Here is a 19,366-nt window from a genome sequence, read left to right on the forward strand (position 1 = left end):
CAGGCCTTTGAGCCTATGATACGAAATCAAGATTTCTGCACCTTTGCCAACCTATATTCTGGAATGTTGTTGTAATTATGCCTGATCCCGAAATTCATTTGGTGTCATACCATAATGTTTTTTGAACATTTTGCTGAAATATTGCGGATTTTGATAGCCAAGTTCACTCGTAATCTCGTATATTTTTTTATTGCTATTCTTAAGCAGATACAGAGCACGTTCCATGCGCATACGAATCATGTAGTCCCCAAGACCTTCCCCTGTCTCTGCCTTGTAAATTTTCGATAGATATACGGGGTGTAAATATACCTTGTCCGCAATCATCTTCACTGACAGATCCTGTCCTGTATCTCTTGTTACCAACTCCTGAACCTGCTTGATCACATGTCTGCGGCTCTGCACACCTTCCTGATCGGACAACTCTTCCTGAAGCTTCGCCAGCATCTCGGTTGCCCAGCGCCGCAGCTTCTCGGGGGATTGAATCAACTGATGAGCAAGGAGCAGATCAAATCCCGCATGATCAATCTCATGCACCAGATGCCCCTGTTTATGGGCGATATACATAAATGCATTGGTTACCGACAGATACATCTCATACACATGTTCTCTGGACAATCGAACCTGTTCTGCCGCGTCAAAGACCGCGTTCAGCTTAAGCGCTGCCGCTTCCCATTGCTTGGTCTCAAGCAATTGCGGAAGTACAGGCGGTTTGTACAGCTCTTCGAGCGCCTGCGTCGCATCATTCTCCGGTCTTTTGCTGAGTGCCTGATCCATGTCCATATATATAATCTTGTGTTCTTCCGGTCCTGAAAGGACAAGCGAACCCAGACTTTTTCGATAAGCTGCTGTTAACTCATTAAAGGGAAATGACGGTGTAACTACCATGGACAGATCTCCCTGTAAATATCGAATGACATGCTCACGGAAAGTTTCAGCTGAGATTCTCAACGTCTCCAAGTCCATCTGCGGAGCTACGATCTGATCTTGATTCTGCAAGAACATAACCAGACACTCATGGGGTCCGCGACCAAACCACACGTTAAATTGCTCTCCGAGTACTTCCTCTGCAATATTACCTACCGCAAAATCCATCAGATCCAGAGATTGCTGGTCCATTGATGAGAAGCGTCCTGTAAGCCGAATCAGCATCATCACAGCCGATTGTTCCGGATCAATATGAATCTCATATTGTTGCAGTTGTTGCCGAAGCGCCCGCGCCGTGATCTCACGTCCCAGCAGCAGATCATGCATAAGATTTTCTCGTAAAATCTTATAGTCAGACTTCCGACTGTATAAAAGCCGGTGATATTTATCAAATTCATCCCACTCATCGCGAAGAGACGTGATGGCTGCCGACACCGATCCCATAAACTCATCATCGTTTACGGGTTTCAGGATATAATCCGCTGCCTGCAATTGAATGGCTTTTTTAGCATAATCAAAATCACTGTGACCCGTTAGTAAAATACAGCGGATATGAGACCAGCGCTTGCTTACCTCTGCAATGAGATCCAGTCCTGACATGCCAGGCATGCGAATATCGGTAACTACGATATCTACTGCATTTTCCTCCATAATCTCCAACGCTTCCTTACCGGATGCGGCACGCAGCACGGTCGTTACTCCAAGCTCTCCCCAGGGGATCGTAAGTTCCAGACTTTCTGTTACGTATGTCTCATCATCTACCAGCAATATATCAATCAAGTGATTCACTCCCTATTTCGTTCATTCTGCAAATGGATTCCATCGTGCATCATGCGCTACACATTCCAAGTGCTTATCCTTCATTCTCCAGAAGAAACTCCTGCTCGGCAGGCCATGACAGTGTAACGCGTAACCCGCCAAGTTCCGATTCCGTTATATCAAGCCCAGCCTGCTCCCCATATCGAAGCTGGAGTCGCTGATTCACATTCCACAGGCCACAGCCCATCTCCTGATCCATCGTTCCCCTGAGCTTACTCAGAAGCGCCTCACGTGCCTCCTGCGTCATGCCTTGCCCATCATCCTCTACCACAAGAACCATGACACCGCCCTGTTTTTCCCCGGATACTCTTATTTCTCCTGCTTCCGCGTCCGCTTCGATGCCGTGAATCACTGCATTCTCCACCAATGGTTGCACGATGAGTGGCGGTACCTCCTGTCTTAACATCTCATCAGACAGATCAATCTTGTAATGAATCCGGTCCATACGCATCCGTTGGATCTCCAGATAACAGCTGACAAATTCAATCTCTTCTGTCAACGGTACCACGTCCCGCTCCTGTCTTGTCGTATACCGATAATATCGCGATAGGTTATGTGACATCGCTACAACAGCGTCCATACGCTTCAGCTTCGCCATACTCGTAATGAAGGAGAAACAATTATAGAAAAAGTGCGGGTTAATCTGCGATTGCAGCTGCTTCAAACCGGGCTTCACGCACATGAATCTGTTCCAGGTAAACGTGTTCAAATAACTGCTGGATCTGCTCCACCATCAAGTTGAAACGTTCGGACAGGAAACTGAATTCATTGCGGCCCTTTGGCTTAATCCTCACTGAATAATCTTCCTGCTTCAACCGCTGGAACCCGCGAATGAGTTGTTTCACTGGTACCTGTACCTGAACATAGAACAAATACGCCACACCAAAACTCATTAACAACAAACAAATCATGGAAGAATAGAACAGCATATTGGATTGATGAATAGGCTTCAGAATATCTGACAGGGGCATGTAGTCCACCAAATACCAGCCTGTTGTACTGGATTTCACCGTGTTAACCATGTAAGGCTCGTCCCCGATCACCACTGTACGGTTATCAACGTCCTGAAGTTTATGAACGGACAGTTCTTCCATCAACTGATTCGTTAGGGAACGATCTGAAGTCCGGTTATAGATAACTCCCGATTCTTCTCGGAAATAGAAGGGATCATGCCTGCCATCGTCTTTGAATTTGTCGAGCATATCCCGAATGTTGTCACTATCAAACTCCAGTTTAATAATCGTTTCCGCATTATTAGCTGGGTCTTTAATACCGTACGGAGATACCGTAATCCAGCTAAACATGAACCGGTCATCTTCCCCATCCTGAATTTTGCGTACATCCCAGCCGGAACTGATATTCTCTCTTAGCGCTTGTTTATCGTAAGAACGTGCGTCCCTTTCGGAAACCACTCTGCCCAGCGAAGGAGAATACAGATATAATTTCGTAGCCCAATTGGATGAGCTTTCCTGAATACTCAGCTTATTCTGAATACGTTTGACCAGGTTGATCGCATCCAGATCAAAGTAGTTACTGTCCGCATAGATTCGCTTGAAGCTGGCAATATCAGGATCATGTATGAGCAGATTCGGCCATGAGGATAACAGTTCGATGTTTGTGTTCACTTGATTTTGGAAAAATTCAAGCTGGTTACTATTCGATCGATTCAACTCATCTCTGAGAACAGCTGTTGTTTTGTGATTGGAGTACCAATACAAAAGCACTACAGGAATCAGCATAATCAGAATAAGAATGACCATTTTGGAAAACAGGTTTGTCCGATATGACATCTTTTCATCTCACCTTGTCTTAATTTGTCGTGACATTAATTGTAATGATGTAAGCGCTAAAGACAAACTATTTTTTTGAGACAAACTGATTCATTATCTAGCGTAAGCGTTACCAATTCAAGGGGAAAGGAGATAAAACCAATATTTCTGCACTAAATGCAACTTCCACGCACAAAAAGAGCCAGCGATTAGCCAGCTCTCTATCTAATTTCAGTATATATCTTTGATCTTTCTATTCAACTCAAACCTTATTCCACTTCTGTTTATGTAATTATTCTTTTTTTCTATAAAAATATCAACTATGGAATATCATAATCAAATACCGTATTTGCTCCATCCACGCCTACATCCAGCACAATATCCATAAGTTTCCCATTGACGAACAGAGGGGATTCCGCTTTCCCATAAAACTCCAACTTGCCTTTAAACGTTCCATGGCGTTCAATTTCAACATGTACGGGCCTTAATTGGACAGACTGCAAGGCTTCCAATAGTGGATCGTCCTTAAACTTATAACTGCGTGCGAGATCAGGCAATAACACGGCGGATACGGAATCTCTGCCGTAATTTTTGAGTGTCAGGTCACAGGTTGCTCGGGTCTCACCCGTTTTCAGCACGTTAAAGGTACAAGAGCTTGCATTCTGTACATAGGATACCGCCTTAATGCCTGTAGCTCCCCACTTGGCAACATACATGAATTTATCCGTCATGTACGAATAACTGAGAATGATAGCGATAACTACGATCCATAACCCTTTTGCAAGACCGGGGAATGATTTCCCGATTTCTTTGCGTGTAAGGTAAAAGCCGCAAGCGAAGATCCCCAATCCCAGGAAAAGTGTGATATGTACACCACTTAAATAAGACGTAGTATACGGTGATATACCTATTGCTGACAGCATGGTATCCCCAACAGAAAAACCAAGATGATGGTTAAATGTAAAGATAATAGCAAATAGCAATAAAGCCCCTGAGAACACAAGTCTGGTTCTCGACACACGAACACCCCCTAATCAACCACCTTATTATATCATATTTTTCCTATTTATGATTAACAATCCAAATCAAAAAACAACAATAAAAAGAACGCCTTCGGTTGTTCACCGAAAACGTCCTCCATTTTCACCGCTGACAAGAGCTTGTAGTAACACAGGTCTCTCTGTCATGGCTGACGATCATTTATTGCTTAGACAAGAATGCATCGAGTTGTTCCTGTTTGGCTGCAATAATTTTATCAATTCCCGCTGCTTTCAATTTCTCCAGATATTTCGGAATCATCTCATTTGGATCAACGGCGCCCGATGTCATACCCGGCTTGAACTGTTTGTTCACGTTGTTGACCGCAGCAATTTCATTTTTGACAGATTGACTGTTGAATGTAAAGCCCAGTGCTGGCGACTTCACACCTTTGGCGTTAAATTCTTTGAACTTTTCCCACTTCTGCGGATCTTCATTATCCCATAGGAAGTTCAGGAACTGGTTACCAAGCTGCCATTGGGCACCAGGGTTATAGGTACGACTGTTGGCATCAACGCCTTCAGGGAGAGTAATGATATTATCCTGTCCGTCTTTTTTCACATAATGTGTACCTTCAATTCCGAAGTTCAGCAAGTTGTTAATTTCTTTGTCGGAATGCAGCAGGTTAATGACCTGCATCGCTTTCTCCGGTTGTTCGGAAGAACGGGAGATTGCAAGCATCGCTCCAGACGCATCACCCGTCGTGATTGTCGGCTGTGTCATCTCAATCTGAGTAAGTGGGAAACCCACATACCCTTCTTCTTCTTTATCCTTGCCTGGCTTCATGCCATCTGTCCAGAGAAATGCTTTTCCAGCCTTCGCCTGGTCTTTCGGGAACACATTGGATGTAGCAGCATCACTGTTGATATATCCTGCTTGATACCACTTGCGAGCGAGTTCAGCCGCTTCTTTGAATTCAGGGGTCTCCACTTCATTCAGCACCGTTGTTCCGCCTGCTGTTTTGGAGATGACTCCAGGTACGGAAGCATCACCGAGATAATCCCAATCCAGATTCTCCAACAGCCCGTTACCGTTGGTATTGGACATATAGAATGGTGTGATAGCTGGCTCGTTTTCCTTGATTGTTTTGAGCAGAGGCTCCAGATCAGCCCATGTCTTTACAGCTGTCAGGTCCAGCTTATACTTGTCAGCCAGATCTTTACGTACCAACACACCACGTGTGGCAGCAAGTTCCTTATTCGTAGGAACGCCGTAATTCACGCCGTCTACCTGGGAACCTTCCAGAAAGGCAGGGTCCAGGTTTTTCTTAATATCCTGACCATGTGCATCAAGCAGATCATTCAAGGGCAAGAATGCGCCTTTAGCTACATTCACCGTGTAGTTCTGCCAAGCCGCTGTGAAGATAATGTCTGATTTTTCACCTGAAGAAATCATGAGATTCAGCTTGTTATCCCATTGCCCCCAGTCAATCGCATTGATCTTAAGCGTGGCCCCGATCTTTGGTTCCATCTTTTTGTTAATCTCGGCTTCCACCAGAGCGACATCCTTCTGTGGTGTCCCTGGGTAGAACAGTGTCACTTCATAGGGTTTGCCCCCACCTTCACTTGCTCCTCCGCCTTCTGCGCCAGGTGTTGTTGTTCCACCCTTGTCTGATGAGCAAGCAGCCAGCACCAGGCTCAGCGCCATAACCGTTGCCATCATGCGTGACCATACCTTTAATGATCTAACCAATTGAACCCCTCCTGTCATGTGTTGAACCATACAACCGAATTCCCCAATTCACAATTAAACCGATAACTACTTCTGTATATGCCCTTTCAGTCCATCTTCATTTACCTTGCCCACTCCGCTAACCGGTTCAGAGTTATCCCTTCACAGCGCCAACCGTAAGACCTTTGATGAAATAACGCTGGAAGAACGGATATGCCAGTACAATTGGACCAATACCGACCACAGCCATCGCCATTTGCAGAGTTTTGTTAGGCAGATTGAGCAATCCACCCTGCGACGAAATCTGTGAAGAGACGTTGGAGTTGGTTGTTAAATATTGAATATCGAGCAGCGTCCGGTACATAAGGTACTGAAGGCTGATCGTCCGGTTATCTGATATAAAAATCATGCTAAGGTACCAGTCATTCCAGTAATTCAATGTACTGAACAACGCAACGGTTGCCATTACGGGAAGAGAGAGCGGAAGCACGATACGTGCAAACGTTCTCAATTCTCCCGCACCATCAATCCGAGCCGATTCCAGAATAGACACCGGAATGGAGTTCGCAAAGAATGTACGCATGACCAGTACAAAGAATGGGGATAGCAGTAGCGGCATAATGAGTGCCAATAGGGAGTTTTTCAGATCCAATACGTTGACATAGACCAGGTACCAAGGTACCAGACCCCCATTGAACAACATTGTGAAGAAGATGAAAAAGGCGAACCAGCCCCGGTAAGGCAGATCTCTCCGTGAGAGTGGATACGCATACAATGCGGTCAGCGCAACACTTGTAATGGTACCTACAACCGTTACGATAAAGGATATACCATACGAGTGAATGATCTGATCCATATCTCTGAACAGAAACTCATAAGCCGTCAGGCTGAACTTCTCTGGAATAAGCTTATATCCATTGGCAATCACTGTTGTCTCGTCCGAAAATGAGATGGCGAAGACAAGCAGGATCGGCACGATACAGGCAATGGCATAGAATAGAAACATCGCATGAATAACGGATGCGGAACGCTTCGATACGGCTAGTGGATCACGTGATTTCACAGCTGACTTGCCTCCTCTCAAAATAATGCATTATCTTTATCAATTCGCCTTACGATGGTATTGGATACAAGAACCAGCACAAATCCAACGATTGCTTGATATAGACCGGCTGCTGATGACATCCCGATATCTCCACCGATAAGGAACGTACGATATACGTAGGTATCCAGTACATTCGTTACAGGGAACAGCGCTCCTGATTCCAGTGGAACCTGGTAGAACAGACTGAAGTCTGCATAGAATATACGGCCAATTTGCAATAACGTCATAATGACGATTAATGGGACGAGAAACGGAATGGTAATGAAGCGTATCTGATGCCATTTGGTTGCACCATCAAGCACAGCTGCTTCATAATATTCTTCATCGATACCCACGACAGCTGCCAGATAAATGACGGCATAATATCCAATATTCTTCCATGTGTTCACCAGTGGCAAAATATACGGCCAATACTTCGGCTCTGAATACCAGTCGATCGGCTGACCACCGAACATCTGCAGAATCGTTGAGTTCATGAAGCCTGAATCCTTGCCCAGGAAAGCCAGTACCAGATAACTGACCACAATCATGGACAGGAAATACGGTAATAGCATAAGTGATTGATATAACTTGGACATTGCCTTGTTCTTCACTTCATTGAGCAGAATAGCAAGCCCGACACCTACAAAGAGATTCAGTGCAATGAACACCGTGTTATACGCGAGTGTATTTCGGGTAATTTCCCATGCATCACTGGTGGAGAACAAATATTTAAAATTGTCCCATCCACTCCATGGGCTACCCCAAATACCATCAGCATAGTTTACATTTTTGAATGCGATCAGAACGCCGAACATCGGCATATAGTTGTTCACCAGCAGAAACAGGACACCTGGCAAGAACATGAGATACAGCACCTTGAATTTGCCAAGATTGTGCCACACAGACTTGCGCTTTCGGACTGTTTCTCCCGGTATTTCCGATATCCGTACTCCCTTACCCGCCTGGGGTTGTGTCTTCATAACTTGTTCTCCCTCACTCCTCTTGAATTCTTCCTCAGGATGAAGCTCCGTTGCGGCTCCTGTGGTTCAAGTATACGGCGGGGCGAGTAAGACCTCTATCTGCTGTGGTGACCTGTTGACTTATCAAATTATGACTTTAGTGCCAAAATAAACAAAACAAAGGCGCAGCATGCTGCGCCCTGAACTATACGGTACGTGACTGTTTTCGAAACTCCTGTGGCGTTATACCCGTGCACTTTTTGAACATTTTGGTGAAATGCGAGTAATTATAGTACCCCACCTTGCCAGCGATATCCGTCACTTTGACGGTGGACTGGGACAACAATGTCTTCGCTTTGGCTACTCTGCCCTGCAGGATAAACTCAGATAGGGACATCCCCTTCTCTTTCCGAAACAGACGCGATAGATAAGCGGGATTGAATCCGGCAAAAGCTGCAAGCTCCTCTCGCATAAGTTCTTCACCAATATGAGTTTCAATATAAACGCACAACTGATCCACAATGGTCATGGGGCTATGATCGTCCGGGTACAACACCGGGATAACACGATCAATCAGATCAGACGTCCACTGTTTCAACTGCGGCAACGACCTTGTCACCATACCCTCTTCCGGCTCCCGTTCACCCGGATAAAGACTGCGTATTGATACGTTTTTCTGATGAAGCAGCGGATAGACCACATGCAGCATGGCATGATAGTAGAGATGCAGCATTTCAGGAGACAATCCCTCCTGGGCAGCAAGCAACTCAAAAATCTCATCCACACGTTCTCGCAAATCCCCTACTTTACCCGTCTCAAAAAGAATGGATAATTCCGAAAACCATGGAATAGGCAAAAAGCGATCTTCCTGATCTCTTCCCCGCTCATCATAGACAAAAACTTCTTCAAGCTCCTTAATATTGCGCCGTTCCATATCCATCAGTTCATTTAACATGCCTTGCAGCTCAGTTACAGCAACCGGGGCACCAACATAACAGGACAACCGGCAGTAGAAATACGTACCACATTCCTGAATATACCCCTGACAACGTTGTGCCACTTCGCTCGCACTCGGAATGATGCCATCTTGCTCATAAGCAAGCACAATATTTAATCCACTTTGATCCTGAAAAACCTCACCGGGCTTGTCGCCAAGCAGCATCTCTTTGGCTGCATTACGAAGGGCATATTCCAATACCTCTTCGTCACGCAAATCAAAATCACGCACCCATTCCTCTACCGAGATCACAATGGGTAACACACGAGCCTGCGGATCAATCTCGGCACCATACAGTTCTGCGAGCTCTTGCAACCGTTGTTCGGTTAACGTGATACGCTGAGAGATGGCATCTTTCCAGAAGCGTTCCGTCAGCAGCGGTTTATGGGTTTTCCAGCGTTTGTATACGGTCTCATAAACTTCGTTGGTACGGGTACGCTGCTCTCCATCCTTGATCTTTTCCACTGCCTGAGTTACTACCTTAATCAATTGATCAGCTGGAGCCGGCTTCAACACATAATCAAAGCTGTTTAGCTTAATGGCTGTCTGAGCATAATCGAATAAAGCATGCCCTGTCAGGAAAATGGTCAGTATGCCTGGATCATGTTTCAACACCCAGCTTTGCAGGTCAAGCCCTGTTTCACCAGGCATCTCGATATCACAGATCATGATATCGATAGCATCTGCCCTTAAAATCTTTCTTGCCTCTTCGGCATCACCAGCACTGTATACCTGGTCAATACCTGCTGCCTGCCAATCGACTCCTTCCACCATTGCTTGTAATGCATACACTTCATCATCCACGATCAACAGGTTCCGCATAGGCTCCCCCTTCTTCCTCTTCGGTCTGAGCGGGTAAATCAATGATGACTTTGGCGCCATGATCCACCTCATTGCCAAACTGCAAACTGGCCTGATCACCATACTTTACTAAAAGCCGATGAGCCACGTTCCATATACCGATATGCTGTCCACTCAGGTCTTCAGCGTATTGACCATGTTGCAGACGCCCCAACAACTCCTCTTCAAATCCGACACCATTGTCCACAATCATCAGTTGAAGCACCGTCCCATCGATCTGACCGGACGACTTCTCACCGAGGCGCGCCACGATCCGAATGACAAATGCTTGTGTCCGGCGCTGAAATCCATGAATAATGGCATTCTCTACAAAAGGCTGAATGGTTAATGGCGGAATCACATAATGTCCCAGATTCGGTTCGACATCCAGTTCAAAATCGAATCTGCTTGGAAACCTCAGCTTTTGAATTTCTAAGTAATGACGAATGTGCTCGAGCTCTTCATCCAGACGAATAACACGTTTGCCTGCACGCAGACTGAAACGAAAATAATCGGCCAGATGACCAGCCATCTGCTGCACCAACTCATGCTTTTGCAAGGAAGCCAGACTATGAATAATATTGAGTGAATTCAGGTAAAAGTGAGGATTGATCTGCATCTGCAGTTGTTTGAACTCTGCCTCCCGCGTCCGCAGCTGTTCCTCATACACATCAATCTTCAGATGCCTGATCTCACTGGTCATTTGATTGAAACTTCGTGTCATAAATTCAAGTTCCGAGGAAGATGGCGGGTCCAGCTTCACATCGAGATCTCCACGGCTCACCCTTCTCATGCCTCGGATTAACGCATTCATCGGGCGGAATAACAGATGCCGCAAAAAGATCAGTGCAGTAACCAGAATTACTGCCGCACCAATGGGAAGCAGACGAATGATCTGCTGGAAAAACGGGAGGTTACGCATCATGTCTTCCTCAGGCAGCAGCACGATATAATTCATCTCGGACATGGCCGAGGCATTACCCAGCATCAAATATTGACGTGCTTCTCCCTTGTTCACAACTTCAGAGATAACCTGATACGGATTCTTCAGGCCGGGAAGATGCGCTGCAGCCAGCTGAATCTGTGCAGTATTTAATGTGGAATCCGATAGTGCCCCACCGTCTGTTCCAACAATGACTGCGCCTCCCCGATCTCCGGATTCAGTGAATTGTTGTGTATGATTCAGTGCATTCATATCAACAAGTGCACCTGCATAGAACTGCTGGTTGATTCGCACCGTTTTCACCAGCGCATTCCACGTCCCGCCACGCACGATGCTCCATTCCGGCTTCTGGATATCCCCTTCCAATTGCTGCATCTGGACTGGCATACTCTCCTGCACAACCGACTTTTTGACATCATAATTGCCTGAAGTGGCGAGCAGCAGATCATCATTCACGGCATCATATAGAAAAAAAGAATCGATTAGATTATAAAAACCGATATCTGTCATGAATTTGTTCATAATCCGTTGCTTTGCAATGATATAATCACCGCTGCCGTATTTCAGAAAAAACAGAGAGATTATATCCGGGTCCCGCTCACCCAGACTATATAAATACCGATTTGTCTCCTGTAATACACGTTCATTCTGCTCCACACTCTTGGCGAGATGATTCATATTGGTGAGGGATACTTTGTCACGTACAACTTTCATGGCGTAGACGTTGTTGTAATAAAGCAGCATGAATAATGGCAGCATGATCAATGTAAGACCCACTATAAATTTAAAACGAAGTGAACGGATAAAATTCATGGATTATGGATTCCCGCCCTTTTAGTTCAACATAGTTTTTCTATTTTCTTCCTTATGATGGCATGTTTATTGTAATCACCCCTGCTTGCCATTGTCTATGGGGTCCCGTGACCTTCACATATCAATTCTGGTGACTTTCATCCGCTCCAATTTCAAGAGTAACAAGCTTCATGTTGTAATAAATTCTCCAGTTGTAAAATAAATCCTTCATTTATTACTCTGAAGCTTCTCCCTAAAAATAAATGCTGCGGCAAGCCCCGGACTCCACGAACGCCCGATCTTGACATGCATACGATATATCACTCCTCGGGTTAGTCACCAGGATGTAGGGAGGCCTGTTCGATGAATATTCAACTCACTGCGTTACACTATGTCTATCTGGCATTTATCGTCTTGATTATTGCGGTAATGATCCGGCGCAGGGACACCACCATCATCTGTGTCGCGGGTATTATGACCATTGGACTTCTGGCAACCGAAACCTTAAGCGGGTCAGTTGCTGGGATCTTCAGCAGTTTTATCTATGCAACAAAAGAATTGTTAAGTACGATCTTCATCATCTCGATTATTGTGGCAATGAGCCGTGTTCTGATCAGAACAGGCATTAATGAGGTCATGGTAACACCCGTCACCCGGTTTATCCGTTCTCCTCAGGTCGCGTATTGGGGTATCGGATTGATCATGATGGTAGTATCACTATTTTTCTGGCCATCCCCGGCCGTAGCACTCGTCGGTGCAGTACTGCTTCCTGTAGCCGTGCGTGTAGGTCTTCCTCCGATTGGAGCTGCTATTGCCATGAACCTGTTCGGACATGGGATTGCACTGTCGGGGGATTACATTATTCAGGGGGCTCCCAAACTTACAGCCGATGCAGCCGGTGTACCCGTTACTTCCGTCATGACGGCCAGCATTCCTTTGGTCATTGTCATGGGCACCGTATCTACACTTACAGCCTTCTGGATGCTGCGCAAAGAGATGAAATCAGGCTCACCTGTTCATTTCCCAAACGCTATATCAGGTACCCTGAGCAGGGAACCTTCTTCCTCATCAGAAGCTGTGTCCATCTCCCTACCCACTGATCAGCCTGTTCAACGTCAAGTCATGTCACCCCGTTTGCAAAAGGCGTTCGCTCTGCTTATTCCTCTGTTATTCGCAGTTGATGTGATTCTGATGTTTGTATTGAAATTGCAAGGCGGCGATGCAACAGCTCTGATTGGCGGAACCGCTGTCGTTATACTGATTGCGGTTACCCTTGCCGCACATCGACATGCCGGACCAGAGGAAACGACCAACTATTTAATAGAAGGATTTCAGTTTGGTTTCAAGGTGTTTGGACCGGTTATTCCCATAGCCGCATTTTTTTATCTGGGTGATGCTGCGATTACGGAGTTGTTCATCAACCCTCTTCCTGAAGGTTCACACGGGATTGTGAATGACCTCGGGGTCGCACTTGCTGGACTAGTGCCATTGAATGATACGGTGGGCGCCATTACAATGACGGTGACCGGAGCAGTGACCGGAATGGATGGTTCGGGGTTCTCGGGGATATCCCTGGTTGGCTCGATTGCGTCCATGTTTGCAGGTACGGCAGATTCCGCACCTGTACTGACAGCACTCGGTCAGGTTGCAGCCATATGGGTAGGTGGCGGAACCTTGATTCCATGGGCATTGATTCCTGCTGCTGCAATCTGCGGAGTCAATCCTTTTGAACTTGCAAGACGCAACCTGAAGCCTGTACTGCTGGGACTCACGGTAACAACAATTGTAGCCATCTTTCTAATCTGACCAAAGATTATGCTAAACCGTTCAAAAAAACGTGCGTAAACGCGCCCAGTTCCAGAGATCTTCTCGCTTCATCTCGGCCAGATGCAGCATGTCCACATATGGATCTCCCTGTAATCCAAGTACAGAAGCAAATGCAGGCTCCGTCTTCCACCCTGCCTGTTTGAGTCTGCGGATCTCGCGGTGTCCCGCGTCTCCCCACAGTTGCAACAATCTCCACTCTACGATCATGTGTAGGTATGCATTCTGCCTGTAAACTGGCACGGATTGGGCAAAAATCTCCACAGGCCAATGTCCCACTTGCAAATTACAAGTCACATAAGGACGTTGGTCTGGAAGATCCCCACCACGTACACATTGAAATTCAGCAACGGCTCCGATTCGATTGTATATCTCGGCTTCAAACACATCCAGATCCTCTGCATAACACAGCAGATCCAGATCACTGCCCGGAATATCAATATCAATTGGTACCGTTCCTGCTGGATACGGGTGATAGTCAGCTAATATTTCGAGCAATCCACTGCTCTGTAACACATAATAGGCGTCCTGCTGACGTGTATTACCCGAAGCCAGATGTGCCATTACTTCTGCGGTAGTATTCATCTCCCCGCCTTGGGCCACAGTTAGTTCGAGCCTCCTGTAATGACCTGTTTCACACGTCCCACTTGACCACTCGTCAGTCGTACTTTGATTCCGTGTGGATGCGTAGGTGACTTGGTTAACAGATCCTTCACAATGCCACGTGTCAGCTTACCTGTAGCTTGATCCTGCTTCAGCACAATGTCCACTTCCAGACCTGGCTTAATATTTACACGTTGTTGTCCATTCATTATGTTCACTCTCCTCTATGTCATAATTCATATCTTGTATACTATATAACCCTTAAACACAAAGCTCCATCTATTGTAGACGTTTTAGTTTCAAAACAAAAGGGACACGGCAATAACCTCCTACGCCTGATTCCATGGTTGATATGAAGACCAAGATAAAGAAACCGCAGGTCTCTTCAACTGAGACCTACGGTTTCTAATTGGATTACCATGTTCAGGGCTGCACATGCTTCAATATAGACGATGGCGAAGTTCCATCCTTCGCAGCTTCGCGTGCCTTCATAGCAAGCAGCTCAGATACTGTCACGAATCGATATCCCTGCTGCTGTAACTTCGGCAGGATTGTTTTGAGTGCAGCTACCGTATGGGACTTGCCTTCCACCTTATCGTGGAAGAGTACAATATCCCCATTGCGTGCGTTATTCAGTACTTTTTTAACGATAGCCGATACACCTGGAGAAGCCCAGTCCCGTGTATCCTGATGCCAGGACCAGAGTACAATGGTATACCCTTTTTGTTTGGCAGCCTCGATGACCATGTCATTGTAATAGCCGCCCGGTGGCCTGAACAACAGGGGACGCTCAGCACCCGCTTCAATGATGGAACTTTCCGCTTCGTTCATATCCTTCATGTACTTGTCCGCACTAGTTGATCGAACTGCATACGTGTGCGCATACGTATGATTGGCGATTTCATGCCCTTCGAGCTGTTCCTGCTTAATCAGTTCAGGAAATTTATCTGCCCATTTGCCAAGTACAAAAAAAGTTCCTTTGGCATGATACTGCTGAAGCAAAGCCAGAATCTGCGGAGTCTGAATCGGATCTGGTCCATCATCAAAGGTAAGGGCGATGAGTTTATCCTGTGTGGGAACTTCCCACACAATCTCTCCTCGTTCCTCATAATACTGACGGTTCTTCTGTACAGGCTTTGCATAGGCAGAACTGCTACCCAGCAAAATAATTAGCGTGAACATTCCGATGACTCGGGCTGCCTTCAGGTTCATGTGGTGTCCTCACTTTATCTTCATACGTAAACTCCCTGTTAGCATTTCCCGATTCACTCAAACTCATTAACGAAAGATCTGATCCACTACAGCAATTTCTTCAGCAGTTAATTCCACATTTAATGTTTGCAGATTGTTAATGACCTGCTCCGGTCGTTTGGCACCCGGAATCAATGCATCAATGGAAGGCTGGGTCAGGTACCAGGCCAGAACCAGATGCGCGACCTCAACATCCTTGGATTGTGCTATGCTGCGCAGTTGCTCAACTTTATCCAAATTTTCAATGAAAGCTTCACCTGTAAACAGCGGATTCTTCGCCCGTCCATCCTGAAAGGTTGTATTGCGATTATATTTACCGCCCAGCAGTCCCGCAGCCAGTGGGAAATAGGGCACAAAAGAAATGTTATGCTCAGCCGTATACGGCAACAGCTCTTTCTCCGCATCTCTTTTGAACAGATTATATTCAGATTGCAGTACGTCTACATGCCCGTCCTTGTTGGCTTCACGCAACTGATTAATGGAGAAATTAGATACGCCAATGGCGCGGATTTTACCAGCGTCTTTTAATTGTTTTAACGCATCTACCGCTTCATCCTTAGGCGTATGTTCATCCGGAAAGTGGATGTAGAACAGATCAATGTAATCGGTTTGCAGACGTTTCAACGCCTCATCCACGGATGTTTTCAGAAAAGCAGGTGAGTTATCCATGACAATCTTGCCATCCACTAATTTATGAGCTGCCTTGGTTGCAATAATCGTATTCTGACGCTGACCGGTTTCCTTCAATACTTCACCGATCAGTCGTTCGGAATGCTCAGGTCCATAGATGTATGCCGTATCCACAAAGTTAATACCTTGTTTCAAAGCTGTACGAACCACTTCCTTACCCGTCTCATCATTCAGCATGTCCGGATAGATATTATGTCCGCCTACTGCATTCGCACCCAGTCCAATGGGATTCACGATCAGATCCGTCTTACCCAACCGAATTTGTTGTTCTGCCATGTCTCATCTCTCCTTCACTGATCGAATAAGTACAATTTAGTTGTGACGTCTTTCTTGTCCATATTATATCAAACCGTTTAGCACATTTAAAATATCGGGTTTATCGGATTAGGTGTTTTTCAGCGCAGTCGCTTCCACGTCGTTAATAAACCGACGCAGTTTCGCAGCCACATCACGGGTGATTTCGCCGTTTTCATACAGTTGTTGAACCGTATTACGCTGTTCCTGAATGGCCACCATCTGCAACTCCAATTTCTCCTGATTAAACGGATCTTCCGTTTTACCCTGGTTCCAGGTGCGCAATTTGGCAATTACACGCTCATACTTGGCAATGACCGACAGTGCGACGACTCGATTCCCATCATTCATATGGGCACGAATGGCCTTAATTGCCGCTTCAGAGGTACGTAACTTCACCTGACGGAACAGTTCTGCATTTTCAAGCATGAATGGTTGATTCGGCTTCTGGGACCGGTTGGTGAACAGATGTCCTAACACACGCCCGATCTCGCTGATCGAGGTCATGAACTGAGTGTTTGCGCGATTCGCCAGCATCATTTCCTTGCGATCCAGCCAGCTGTCACATTTGAAGGCCGCATCAGAAGCAATTGCATTTTCGTCCAGCATCACTTCAACTTCTTTACGTTCCGCACGGGTGGCAATCAGATTAATAGCCGTTTCTTGTTTCTGAATATCTTTGCGTTTATCGGCGGTAAGCTGACCTGCGGCCTGTCTGATGTACTTGGACAAGTCGGAGACAACCGCGAGAGCGGCAGCTTTGTTCTCATCGTTCATTTCGGATTTGACAGCTCGTATTGCAGCATTCAGCATAATGTCATGTGCTTTTCGTTCTGACTTCTGCGGTGTTTCTTCTGTGGATTTCCCATCGTCCTTGGCCAGAACGGGAAGAAACACGCTCGCCGCAATCAGGGAGAAAAGGATAACCCCTGCCGCGAGGAAAATAATCAGATCCCTTTCAGGAAAAGGTGATCCATCCTGAAGCACATAAGGAATGGAGAAGGCACCCGCCAATGTTACAGCCCCCCGCACCCCAGAGAGGGAAATGATCGTAATATCCTTGAATCTGGGCCGGCCAATTGAGGATTTGGTACGCAGCAATTCATTCCCTTGCCAGAACAGATAGATCCAGAGGAAACGCAGAACCAGCAGTAGCACCGAGATCAAGCCCACATACCCCAACACCTGCAAGTTATTAAACGAAACATTTTCAAAAATGGTACTCAACACATCCGGGACCTGTACACCCAGAATAACAAACACCAGACCATTTAGTATAAATAAAATGACTGACCACGTGCTCGCAGATACCACCTGCATTTTCAACTGAACCGATTCAGCGCGGTCACGCTCAATAGCGTGGATAATACCGCCTGCCACTACTGCAAGAATACCTGATACCCCAATTTCTTCACTCACCAGATAGATGATAAATGGCGTCAGGATTTGCAGCAGCATGTGAATTGTCACATCTTCCATGCCCAGTCTACGGATCCATACCCCTAGCCTGATTAACAGAAAAGATAACAATGCCCCGACAAGAAGTCCGCCAATCGCAATCAGAATAAAACTAAAGGTTGCATTCGCCAGGGAAAATACACCTGTAACCGTGGCTGCAATCGCGAATTTGAAGGCGACCAAGCCGGATGCATCATTCATTAATGCTTCACCTTCAAGAAGTCTATGTATGCCTTTGGGCAAATGTACTCGCCCTGCCATGGCGCCAACGGCCACTGCATCTGTCGGGGACAATATGGCTGCAAGAGCAAAAGCAGCAGGTAACGGAATCGAAGGAATCAGCCAGTGAATGGCATATCCCGCCACGACTACTGTCACGAATACAAGCCCTAATGCAAGCAGAAGTATCGGTGCACGCAGATTCCATAATTCATTTCTTGGCGTTCGCTTACCATCGTTGTATAACAAAGGTGCGATGAAAAGTACAAAGAACAATTCCGGATTCAACGGCAGGTGAACACCTGCGGGAAGCAAAGCTATAGCTACACCAAGCACAATTTGAATAAGCGGAACGGGAATAAAGGGTACAAACCGGTTTAAAATATTGGATAAACCGATCAGGACCAGTAACACAAGTACGGCAGTAAATATTTCCATGATGACAATCCCTTTCCGCTATAGAAGTGGTGAAACCTTTGTTGTATAGGTTTATTTTAACATAATCCATACTTCATTATAAAAATGTTGTCATATTCATATACCCATTTAACTGCTCTCAGACTAGTCTATATAAGTTGAACTATTCATTTACACGATAACGGAGAGGACAGAAAAAACCTGAAAAAGCGAAGCGTTCGCCTAAAAGCTTTCTGAAAGAAAGCTGCATCGGAAGCATACGCTATCCCCGGATTTTCCCCTTTGGAAAAGGGAATCAAAAAAATCTGGGGATAACAGCGATTGGAAGGTTATTCTGTCATCGTAGTGTCAGTGTAAATAATCTTTAGTTCAACTTATATAGATTGAAGATTTCTGATGGATTCTGTATATAAGATGTTACAATATGCTCAGGACAATACCCGTTTGGAAAGGAACTTGCATCTATGGCATTTGGAATTAAACGACAAGAGCTTGCTGCGTGGAAGGAACAAGTGGCTCGTGGTGAGATTGCGTACCTCACTCATTTCTGGATTGACAACCGATTCCCCGGTATCACCAGTGTCACCAAAGTTGGCTGTGCAGATCTGGAACGTCTCGAACGTTGGTGCAACGATCATGGGCTGGACCCGCGATACATTCATCGGCGGCAGCCATTTCCCCACTTTGACCTGATGGGCAGCAAACAAAAAGAAGTTTTGATCCAGGAAGGCTTAACGGATCATGTGGCTCGCTTTCATTTGTAAACCAACT

16 protein-coding genes are annotated in these 19,366 nt (G+C 45.9%); 2 read left to right on the top strand and 14 right to left on the bottom strand.

Going from position 1 to position 19,366, the window contains the following annotated elements; all coding sequences use genetic code 11:
* Nucleotides 1-75: 75 nt before the first annotated feature.
* The 9 genes from QF049_RS12805 to QF049_RS12845 all read right to left on the bottom strand — a co-directional run bounded on the left by QF049_RS12805 (nt 76) and on the right by QF049_RS12845 (nt 11,860).
* Nucleotides 76-1,704 carry a response regulator gene (locus QF049_RS12805; protein ID WP_307537850.1) on the bottom strand — a complete coding sequence of 543 codons (1,629 nt, stop codon included), beginning with the start codon at nt 1,702-1,704 and terminating at the stop codon, nt 76-78.
* A 73-nt stretch (nt 1,705-1,777) separates the two neighbouring features.
* Nucleotides 1,778-2,407: a sensor histidine kinase gene (locus QF049_RS31485; protein WP_307537852.1), complete on the bottom strand. Its 630-nt coding sequence runs from the start codon at nt 2,405-2,407 to the stop codon at nt 1,778-1,780.
* The gene (locus QF049_RS12815; RefSeq protein WP_307537854.1) at nt 2,382-3,533 is read right to left on the bottom strand and encodes a sensor histidine kinase; all 1,152 of its coding nucleotides are present in this window, start codon (nt 3,531-3,533) and stop codon (nt 2,382-2,384) included. Before QF049_RS12815 ends, QF049_RS31485 begins: the two co-directional genes overlap by 26 nt.
* Before the next feature lie 299 nt (nt 3,534-3,832).
* A complete protein-coding gene (locus QF049_RS12820; protein ID WP_307537856.1) occupies nt 3,833-4,531 on the bottom strand; it encodes a hypothetical protein in 699 nt (232 codons plus the stop codon).
* 181 nt (nt 4,532-4,712) lie between these two features.
* Nucleotides 4,713-6,242 (bottom strand): ABC transporter substrate-binding protein, encoded by a 1,530-nt coding sequence (locus QF049_RS12825; RefSeq protein ID WP_307537858.1) that lies wholly within the window; start codon nt 6,240-6,242, stop codon nt 4,713-4,715.
* A gap of 133 nt (nt 6,243-6,375) precedes the next feature.
* Complete coding sequence (locus QF049_RS12830; protein WP_017689303.1) at nt 6,376-7,284, bottom strand: carbohydrate ABC transporter permease; 909 nt, start codon at nt 7,282-7,284, stop codon at nt 6,376-6,378.
* 17 nt (nt 7,285-7,301) lie between these two features.
* Nucleotides 7,302-8,288 carry an ABC transporter permease gene (locus tag QF049_RS12835; protein ID WP_076208980.1) on the bottom strand — a complete coding sequence of 329 codons (987 nt, stop codon included), beginning with the start codon at nt 8,286-8,288 and terminating at the stop codon, nt 7,302-7,304.
* Nucleotides 8,289-8,472: 184 nt separating this feature from the next.
* Nucleotides 8,473-10,086 carry a response regulator transcription factor gene (locus QF049_RS12840; RefSeq protein ID WP_307537860.1) on the bottom strand — a complete coding sequence of 538 codons (1,614 nt, stop codon included), beginning with the start codon at nt 10,084-10,086 and terminating at the stop codon, nt 8,473-8,475.
* Nucleotides 10,061-11,860 (bottom strand): sensor histidine kinase, encoded by a 1,800-nt coding sequence (locus tag QF049_RS12845; protein WP_307537862.1) that lies wholly within the window; start codon nt 11,858-11,860, stop codon nt 10,061-10,063. Before QF049_RS12845 ends, QF049_RS12840 begins: the two co-directional genes overlap by 26 nt.
* 342 nt (nt 11,861-12,202) lie before the next feature.
* On the opposite strand from QF049_RS12845, the gene QF049_RS12850 reads away from it, so the two are divergent.
* Nucleotides 12,203-13,645, top strand: coding sequence for a hypothetical protein (locus tag QF049_RS12850; RefSeq protein ID WP_307537864.1), 1,443 nt, complete (start codon nt 12,203-12,205; stop codon nt 13,643-13,645).
* A 21-nt stretch (nt 13,646-13,666) separates the two neighbouring features.
* On the opposite strand, the gene QF049_RS12855 is transcribed toward QF049_RS12850, so the two are convergent.
* The 5 genes from QF049_RS12855 to QF049_RS12875 form a co-directional block, all read right to left on the bottom strand.
* Nucleotides 13,667-14,227: a DUF4269 domain-containing protein gene (locus QF049_RS12855; RefSeq protein ID WP_307537866.1), complete on the bottom strand. Its 561-nt coding sequence runs from the start codon at nt 14,225-14,227 to the stop codon at nt 13,667-13,669.
* Between the two features lie 41 nt (nt 14,228-14,268).
* Nucleotides 14,269-14,475 (bottom strand): YwbE family protein, encoded by a 207-nt coding sequence (locus QF049_RS12860; RefSeq protein WP_026081155.1) that lies wholly within the window; start codon nt 14,473-14,475, stop codon nt 14,269-14,271.
* A gap of 214 nt (nt 14,476-14,689) precedes the next feature.
* On the bottom strand, nt 14,690-15,478 hold the full coding sequence (locus tag QF049_RS12865) for a polysaccharide deacetylase family protein (RefSeq protein ID WP_307537868.1): 789 nt from the start codon (nt 15,476-15,478) through the stop codon (nt 14,690-14,692).
* Between the two features lie 66 nt (nt 15,479-15,544).
* Nucleotides 15,545-16,483 (bottom strand): aldo/keto reductase, encoded by a 939-nt coding sequence (locus QF049_RS12870; protein ID WP_307537870.1) that lies wholly within the window; start codon nt 16,481-16,483, stop codon nt 15,545-15,547.
* A 108-nt stretch (nt 16,484-16,591) separates the two neighbouring features.
* Nucleotides 16,592-18,616 carry a Na+/H+ antiporter gene (locus QF049_RS12875; protein ID WP_307537872.1) on the bottom strand — a complete coding sequence of 675 codons (2,025 nt, stop codon included), beginning with the start codon at nt 18,614-18,616 and terminating at the stop codon, nt 16,592-16,594.
* 443 nt (nt 18,617-19,059) lie between these two features.
* On the opposite strand from QF049_RS12875, the gene QF049_RS12880 reads away from it, so the two are divergent.
* The gene (locus QF049_RS12880; RefSeq protein ID WP_307537874.1) at nt 19,060-19,359 is read left to right on the top strand and encodes a hypothetical protein; all 300 of its coding nucleotides are present in this window, start codon (nt 19,060-19,062) and stop codon (nt 19,357-19,359) included.
* Nucleotides 19,360-19,366 lie beyond the last annotated feature (7 nt).

The organism is Paenibacillus sp. W4I10 (assembly GCF_030816325.1).
Taxonomy (GTDB): domain Bacteria; phylum Bacillota; class Bacilli; order Paenibacillales; family Paenibacillaceae; genus Paenibacillus; species Paenibacillus amylolyticus_B.